The organism is Roseovarius sp. (genome assembly GCF_018066915.1).
Classification (GTDB): domain Bacteria; phylum Pseudomonadota; class Alphaproteobacteria; order Rhodobacterales; family Rhodobacteraceae; genus Roseovarius.
In genome coordinates, this window is sequence record NZ_JAGPVV010000240.1 from 1 (window position 1) to 7525 (window position 7525).

Below are 7525 nucleotides of genomic sequence, written 5' to 3' on the forward strand. Positions count from 1 at the left end.
CTTCCTTCTGGTGGACCTTCAACAACACCGCCGATGTAGTCGGGCTCGCCAAATTGCTTGAGGTGGTTGACGATTTCTTCAACTTCCTCGTCTGAAACAAACGGCCCGTGACAACGCGTGATCTTGGCCCCGCCCGCCATATAAAGCATGTCACCCATGCCAAGCAGTTGTTCGGCACCCATCTCACCCAGAATGGTGCGGCTGTCGATTTTCGATGTCACCTGAAACGAAATGCGCGTCGGGAAATTCGCCTTGATCGTGCCGGTGATCACATCGACCGACGGGCGCTGCGTCGCCATGATGAGGTGAATACCCGACGCGCGCGCCATCTGCGCCAGACGTTGAATACAGGCCTCGATCTCCTTGCCCGCCACCATCATCAGGTCGGCCATCTCGTCGACGATCACCACGATATAGGGCATCTTCTCGGGCGCGAATTCTTCGGTCTCGAACACCGGCTCGCCGGTGTCGTCGTCAAACCCGGTCTGCACCGTGCGGCTGAACATCTCGCCTTTTTTCAGCGCCTCCTCGACCCGGCCATTATAGCCGTCGATATTGCGCACGCCCATCTTGGACATCTTGCGATAGCGGTCCTCCATCTCGGCCACCACCCATTTGAGTGCGACCACCGCCTTTTTGGGGTCGGTCACAACCGGGGATAGAAGATGCGGAATCCCGTCATAAACGCTCAGTTCCAGCATCTTGGGGTCGATCATGATCAACCGACATTCCTCGGGCGTCAGCTTGTAGAGAAGGCTCAGGATCATCGTATTGATCGCCACTGATTTGCCCGATCCGGTCGTCCCTGCAATCAGCAAATGCGGCATCTTGGCAAGGTTCGCCACAATCGGATCGCCGCCAATATCCTTGCCAAGGGCCAGAGGCAGCTTTTGATTGCCATCGCCATAGGCCCGGCTCGACAGGATTTCACGAAAGCCCACCATCTCGCGGTTGTCATTGGGCAATTCGATGCCAATGACCGACCGCCCCGGCACCGTCGAGACCCGCGCGCTCAGCGCCGACATCGACCGCGCGATGTCATCCGCCAGACCGATCACCCGGCTCGCCTTGAGGCCCGGTGCCGGCTCCAATTCATACATCGTGACCACGGGGCCGGGGCGCACGCTCACGATCTCGCCCTTCACGCCGTAATCGTCGAGCACGCTTTCCAGCATCCGCGCATTCTCTTCCAGCGACTCATCGCTCAGATGATGGCGCTGAATCTGCTCGGGGTCCGCCAACAGGCTGAGCGGCGGCAACTCATACACCGGCTGCGCCGGGGTCTCGAACCGCAGGGTCGGCTGCGCCTCGGCCATGGCGCGTGACGACGGCTGCACCGGCTTGCGCGGGGCATGCTGCACCACCTTGCGCGGCTCGGGCACCGGAATACGCGGCGCGGGGGCTGTCATCTCGGGCACGTCATCCTGCCCCAACGCCTCGATCATCGCGTCGAAATCTTCATCCTCGGTCAGGTCCACCATGGGGGCGGCCATGCTCACGGGCGCGGCGGCGCGCAGCGGCGGCTCGGCCCGCAGCGGCGTTTGCACCACATGCCGCGCCGTAAGCGGCGGCTCGGGCGGCAACACACCGCGCGGCGCGGTATTCAGGATCAGCGGATCAGGACCACGGCCCCGGCCTTTGGTCAGCGGGGCTTCCGCCTCGATCCGAACCTCCGGGCTCTGGCGCACCCGCGCCTTGATGACATCGGAAATCTTGGCCCGGATACGGTCATCGCCGGGCATCTCGGCCTCGCCCGCATAGGTCGCGGCCTCAACCAGCTCCGGCTCGGGCATGACCTCGGGCTTGCGCATCAGCATCGGCATCCGCGCCAGCAAGCCGCCCGGTTTTTCCACCGGCTTCTCTACCGGCGTCGCAGGCCTCGACGCGACCGGCGCACGCCGCTCCGCCGTCAAGGGAACGGTGTTTGCCCGGCGCACCCGCGCGCCCTCTAGCGCAGGCTCTGCCCGCAGCGGCACAGCCGCCCGCGCAACGGCATCCTCGCCCCGGCGCGCGCGCCGCTCGGCCATCATCGCCTGCACGGCCTGCCCGGCCTGCGCCGCGCCACCGGCACCCCGGCCCATGGCCTTCATCAGTGTGGCATAGCTGAGGATCATCCCCACAAGCAGGAACCGGCCCACGCGCTGCAATTCCACCCGCGTAAAGCCCAGCACAAACGCACTCATCACCAGCACGCCCGCACCCAAGCCCAGCGACAAGAGCTTGAGCCCTACGCTCGCCCCGACAGGCAGGATACCCAGAAGCGCACCCAGAACCGTATCGCCAAAGAGACCGCCCAAACCAAAACTATGGGTCTGCGCCCACTCCGCCCCCGGCGTCAGCGACGCCGCATAGAGCGACAGAACCGCCAGCCAGATCGGCGCGAAAATAAGCCGCCCCATGGCCCGCTCCTCGCCCCGGTGCAACGCCAGCCGCGCGCCCCAAGCTCCCAGAACAATGGCAAAACCCCAAGACCCCCAGCCGATGATCATGAAGAGCGGGGCCGCCACCGACGCGCCCAGCCGTCCCATCCAGTTCTGCACCGGCGCATCCGTGGCCGACATCCAGCTTGGATCGTCCGGGCTGTACGACACGACCATCGCCGCCGCCATCAGCGCCACCGCCATCAGCACGAGGCCCAGCAATTCCTTGCCGCGTTTCTCGATTGCCTCAGCCATGTTGCTGTCCAGCAAGGGGTCGCGCCCGCGCGTCTGATATGCCATCTCGTCCCTCGTCCTCAATTATTCATAGAGACAGGCACGCAGCCGTCTCAAACCATCCGCCATCTCGTCCTTGGGGGCCACCATCGCGACCCGGATATAGCCTTGGCCGGGGTTCACGCCCCCCGCCTCCTGGCTCAGATAGGCCCCCGGCAAGACCCGCACGCCGGTTTCCTGCCAGAGCCGCAGCGTCGCCACCTCGCCATCCTCGACCGGCAACCACAGGAAAAATCCCGCCTCCGGGCTGCGATAGCCGGGCAGATTGCCCAAAATCTCATCGGCAATCTCGTATTTCTCGCCATAAAGACGGCGATTTTCGATCACATGCGCCTCATCCGCCCAGAGCCGCGCCGCCGCATGCTGCAACGGCATCGGCAGTGGCGATCCGGCATAATTGCGCAACTGCTTCATCTGCGCGATGTTTTTGGGGCCAGAGGCGACAAATCCGCTGCGCAGCCCCGGCAGGTTCGACCGCTTCGAGAGGCTGTGAAACGCCACGATCCGCTCAGGGTCCGCCCCCATCTCCTGCGCCACTTGCAAAATCCCCACCGGGGGCGTGTTGCGGTAAATCTCGGCATAACACTCATCCGCGAAAATGCGAAAATCATACCGCTCCGCCAACCGGATCAGATCGGCCCAATACGCCCGGCTCGCCACCGTGCCTTGCGGATTGGCGGGCGAGCAGAGATAGGCCACCGTGACCCGGTTCAACACCTCTTCGGACAGCGCCGCGAAATCCGGCAAATGCCCGGTCTCATGGGTGGCGTTGAGGAAAACCGGCTCTGCCCCCACGCTCAGCGCCGCCACCATATAGACCTGATAAAACGGGTTCGGCGCCAGAACCACAGGGCGCTTGCCGCCCTTCAATTCCGGGCTGAGCGCCATCATTGCGTTATAGAGCCCCTCGCGCGTGCCATTCAGCGCCATGATCCGGCTACCGGGATCGAGCGTCACGCCATAGCGCCGCCCCACCCAGTCACTTGCCGCCTGCAAGAGCGCGGGCATGCCCTCATTCACGGGATAAGAGTTAAAGCCATCGGCATTTTCCGCAATCACATCAACGATCCAGCGCGGAAACGCATGCTTGGGCTCGCCAATCGTCATATGCACGACCTCGCCGCCCGGCGCATGGGCGTCGAGCAGGGTCCGCAGACGCGGAAACGCATAGGCCGGTAGGTTCGCAAACCGCTCGGGATACATCTGATACTGCCTCAAGGTTCGGGATCATTCGCGTCCCGTTTCCCTGAATCTACCCAAGCCCTGCCCTCAGGTCCAGCAAAACCAAGGACCTAGCCCCCGAATTGTGGCATTTTTGGCAAGACGCCCGGCTTTCATCGTTCTGCAAATACTCAGCGCGCCCCAGCCCCGCACGCTCTGGCTGGACCTTGCGCGCTCAGGCCGCGGTCAATTGCCCGCCCTGCCAGCCCGTCACGCGCGCCTGCACGATCTGCCCTTCGGGGCGGTCGCTCTCGAAAACCACCTCGGTAAATTGCTCGGTCCGTCCCATGCGCGGGGCCTCCATCAGCACCGCATGCGCCCGCCCCTGTTGCGCGGCCAGATGCGCGGCAACCCGTGCCTCACCCGCCGCCCGCAGCCGTGCGGCCCGCGCCTTGATCTCCGGGCCTTTGACTTGCGGCATCCGTGCCGCAGGCGTGCCAGGGCGCGGGGAATAGGGAAACACATGCAGCCATGTCAAATGGCACTCCTCGACCAGCCGCAGCGAGTTTTCAAACGCCGCCTCGGTCTCGGTCGGAAATCCTGCAATGATATCCGCACCAAAGGTCATCTCTGGCCGCAGTTTCCGCGCATCTTCGGCAAAGCGGATGGCATCATCGCGCAAATGCCGCCGCTTCATCCGCTTTAGGATCAGATCATCGCCATGTTGCAGGCTCAGATGCAGATGCGGCATGAGCCGCGGCTCGGTGGCAATCGCCTGCATCAGGTTCTCATCCACCTCGATGGAATCAATCGACGAAATCCGCAGGCGCGGCAGGTCCGGCACCAGACGCAGAATCCGCATCACCAGATCGCCAAGCTTGGGCGTGGCAGGCAAGTCTGCCCCCCAGCTTGTCAGGTCCACGCCGGTCAGCACGACCTCATTGTAACCTGCCCCCACCAGCCGCTTGATCTGTTCGACCACGACACCGGCAGGCACAGAGCGCGAATTGCCCCGGCCAAACGGGATGATGCAGAACGTGCAGCGATGATCGCAGCCGTTTTGCACCTGAACATAGGCGCGGCTGCGGCTGCCGAATCCGTCAATCAAATGCCCCGCCGTTTCGCGCACCGACATGATGTCATCGACCAGCACCCGCTCGGTCTCGCCGATGAAATCCCCCGCCAGCCGCGCCCATGTGTCCGCCGCCATCTTCTCGGTATTGCCGATGACCGCATCCACCTCGGGCATCGCAGCAAAAGTCTCAGGCTCGGTCTGCGCGGCGCACCCCGTCACGATCAACCGCGCCTCCGGGTTCTCGCGCCGCAAGCGCCGGATTTCCTGCCGTGCCTTGCGCACCGCCTCGGATGTCACCGCACAGGTGTTGACGATGACCGCATTGCCCAGGCCCGCTTGGCCCGCCAATTCCTTCATCGCCTCGGTTTCATAAGCGTTCAGGCGACAGCCCAGCGTGGTGAATTTCGGGGCGGATGTCATCGCTTCGCCGCCAGAAACGCCGGCGTGAACACGCCGCTTGCCACATGCGCCGTCTCGCCGGTCATCCAGACGCCATCCTCGCGCCAATCGACGTGGATCGTGCCGCCATCAAGATCAATCCGCACCCGGCGCCCCGTCAGCCCGCGCCGCGCCGCCGCCACCGCCGTCGCACAGGACGACGAGCCAGAGGCGAGCGTCACGCCAACCCCGCGCTCCCAGACCCGCATACGGATGTGATCGGGGCCAATCACCGTCGCCACCTGCACATTCGTGCGCTCCGGGTAAAGCGGATGGTGCTCATAACGTGGCCCGAATTGCTCCAGCGGCACCGCCTCGGCATCGGCCACAAAAAACGTGCAATGCGGATTGCCCATGCCTGTGGCCACAGGCCCGCCCTCGATCGGCAATTCCAGCGTATCCATCGCCTCGGCCAGCGGAATCTCAGCCCAATCCAGTTGTGGCTGCCCCATGTTGACCGAGGTCAGGCCGCCGCCCGCATCGACCGCCACCAGCGCGCCCCGCGCCGTGCTCAGCTCCAGCCGCGTCTTGCCGCTCTCGTCCATCAAATGCCGCGCGATACAGCGCGTGGCATTGCCGCACGCAGCAGAGGTCGAGCCATCGGCATTGTAGAACGTCAGATGCGCATCGCCCATGCCCTGAGAGATGACCGCCAACTGATCAAATCCAATGCCCCGATGCCGGTCCGCAATGGCCGTGACCAACGCAGGCGTCAGCCCCAGATCGCGCGCACGCCCGTCCAGCACGACAAAGTCGTTTCCCAGCCCATGCATCTTGAAAAAGGGCAATCCGGTGTGGTCATCGTGGCTCATGCTCGCGCATATAAACTGCGCCTTGCGACGAATCCAGCAGATCGCGGAATTATCTTGCACTTTCGGGGTTGACCCCCCGCCCCGCTCTTTCTAGATAGCGCGTCTAGTGGGCCGTTAGCTCAGTTGGTAGAGCAACTGACTTTTAATCAGTGGGTCGCAGGTTCGAATCCTGCACGGCTCACCACTGATCATAAAAATTCCTTTCCCTGCTTGGGGTTGGTGTCATAATTGACGAACCGCTTGGGAAGGTTCGCCAAATTGCGCTCGCCATTCGGGCGGGCGATCAGTTTCTCAATCGCGGAATCGGCCATGCCTTCGCGGCCTGCGGCTTCGGTGTAGCGCTGCACGAGGGCCAGCGTTTTGTGGCCAGTGACCGCGCCGATCTCGTGCGCCGTCGCCCCAGCCTCGGCCAGGCGGCGCGCACAGGCCTTGCGCAGCCCATGGGCGGAACACTGGGGCAGTCCGGCCTCTTCGGTCCAACGCTGCATGAGATTGCCCAAGCCACCGGCTGAGCGCATCGTGCCTTTCTGGGTTGCCAAGAAAGGGCGGTCCTCGGGCAGCTTGCTCAACACTTCCGCGAGGTCCGGGTGGATCGGCACTGATACCAGCATCCCACCAGACCGCTGCGTCTTTTGCCGTCTGTACTCGATCTTGCCATCGCGGATGTTCTTCGGTCCCAGCTTCACCGCATCAACCCGCGCTGCCCCAGTGTAGAGCATCAGCGTCACCGCCGTATGTGCCAGCGTGCCGGGCTTGTGGAGCTTGAAGAATTGCGCCAGCTCGTCCTCGTCCCAAGTATGGAAGCCGTCACCGCCCACACGGAACGGCTTTGTCGCGCGAGCCGGGTTGTCCCCTCGCCAGTCCAGTGTGATTGCAAAATCCATCAACTGGATCAGCCGCTTGCGTAGGTTATTCGCGGCTGTTGGGGTCTCAGCCTTCTCCGCTAGGATCGTCTGCACATGCCGCCGCTGCATCAAGCGCACCGGCTTGTGCCTATGTTCCTCCCGGAACTTTTCGACAATCCCGCGATAGACCTTCTGCGTGCTGAGCGAGAGATCGAGGAACTCGGGCGAGCGATACCAGAGCGCGACAAGCTGGCTGACGCTGTAGGGCTTGGTCAGGTCCGCCCCGATCAGTCCGCGCGTCTTGTGCCCGTTCACCGCATCCTCATAACGGCGAACGAAATCCTCCGACCCATAGTCGCTCCCCAGCTCCGCCGAAAACCCACCCTTGCGAAACCGCCACCGCCGCTTCCCGTGCCGGTCGAAATAGGCCGTCGCGCCGGGAAACTGCTTGCGGCGTTTCATGGGCGATCCCACGGGTTG

General features: G+C 63.6%; 5 protein-coding genes and 1 tRNA gene. 1 reads left to right on the forward strand and 5 read right to left on the reverse strand.

What is annotated here, in order from left to right; translation table 11 throughout:
• The 4 genes from KBT70_RS13370 to dapF form a co-directional block, all read right to left on the reverse strand.
• The coding region (locus KBT70_RS13370) for a DNA translocase FtsK 4TM domain-containing protein (RefSeq protein ID WP_296634401.1) at positions 1-2720 on the reverse strand (2720 nt) is incomplete at its 3' end.
• An 18-nt stretch (positions 2721-2738) separates the two neighbouring features.
• On the reverse strand, positions 2739-3917 hold the full coding sequence (locus KBT70_RS13375) for an aminotransferase class I/II-fold pyridoxal phosphate-dependent enzyme (RefSeq protein ID WP_296634418.1): 1179 nt from the start codon (positions 3915-3917) through the stop codon (positions 2739-2741).
• Between the two features lie 193 nt (positions 3918-4110).
• On the reverse strand, positions 4111-5370 hold the full coding sequence (mtaB, locus tag KBT70_RS13380) for a tRNA (N(6)-L-threonylcarbamoyladenosine(37)-C(2))-methylthiotransferase MtaB (protein ID WP_296634405.1): 1260 nt from the start codon (positions 5368-5370) through the stop codon (positions 4111-4113).
• Positions 5367-6200 (reverse strand): diaminopimelate epimerase, encoded by an 834-nt coding sequence (gene dapF, locus KBT70_RS13385; protein WP_296634407.1) that lies wholly within the window; start codon positions 6198-6200, stop codon positions 5367-5369. The genes mtaB and dapF overlap by 4 nt, the downstream gene beginning before the upstream one ends.
• Positions 6201-6308: 108 nt before the next feature.
• On the opposite strand from dapF, the gene KBT70_RS13390 reads away from it, so the two are divergent.
• Positions 6309-6384 (forward strand) — tRNA-Lys (locus tag KBT70_RS13390).
• Between the two features lie 4 nt (positions 6385-6388).
• On the opposite strand, the gene KBT70_RS13395 is transcribed toward KBT70_RS13390, so the two are convergent.
• Positions 6389-7525: tyrosine-type recombinase/integrase (locus KBT70_RS13395; RefSeq protein ID WP_296634413.1), on the reverse strand; the 1137-nt coding region annotated here is incomplete at its 5' end.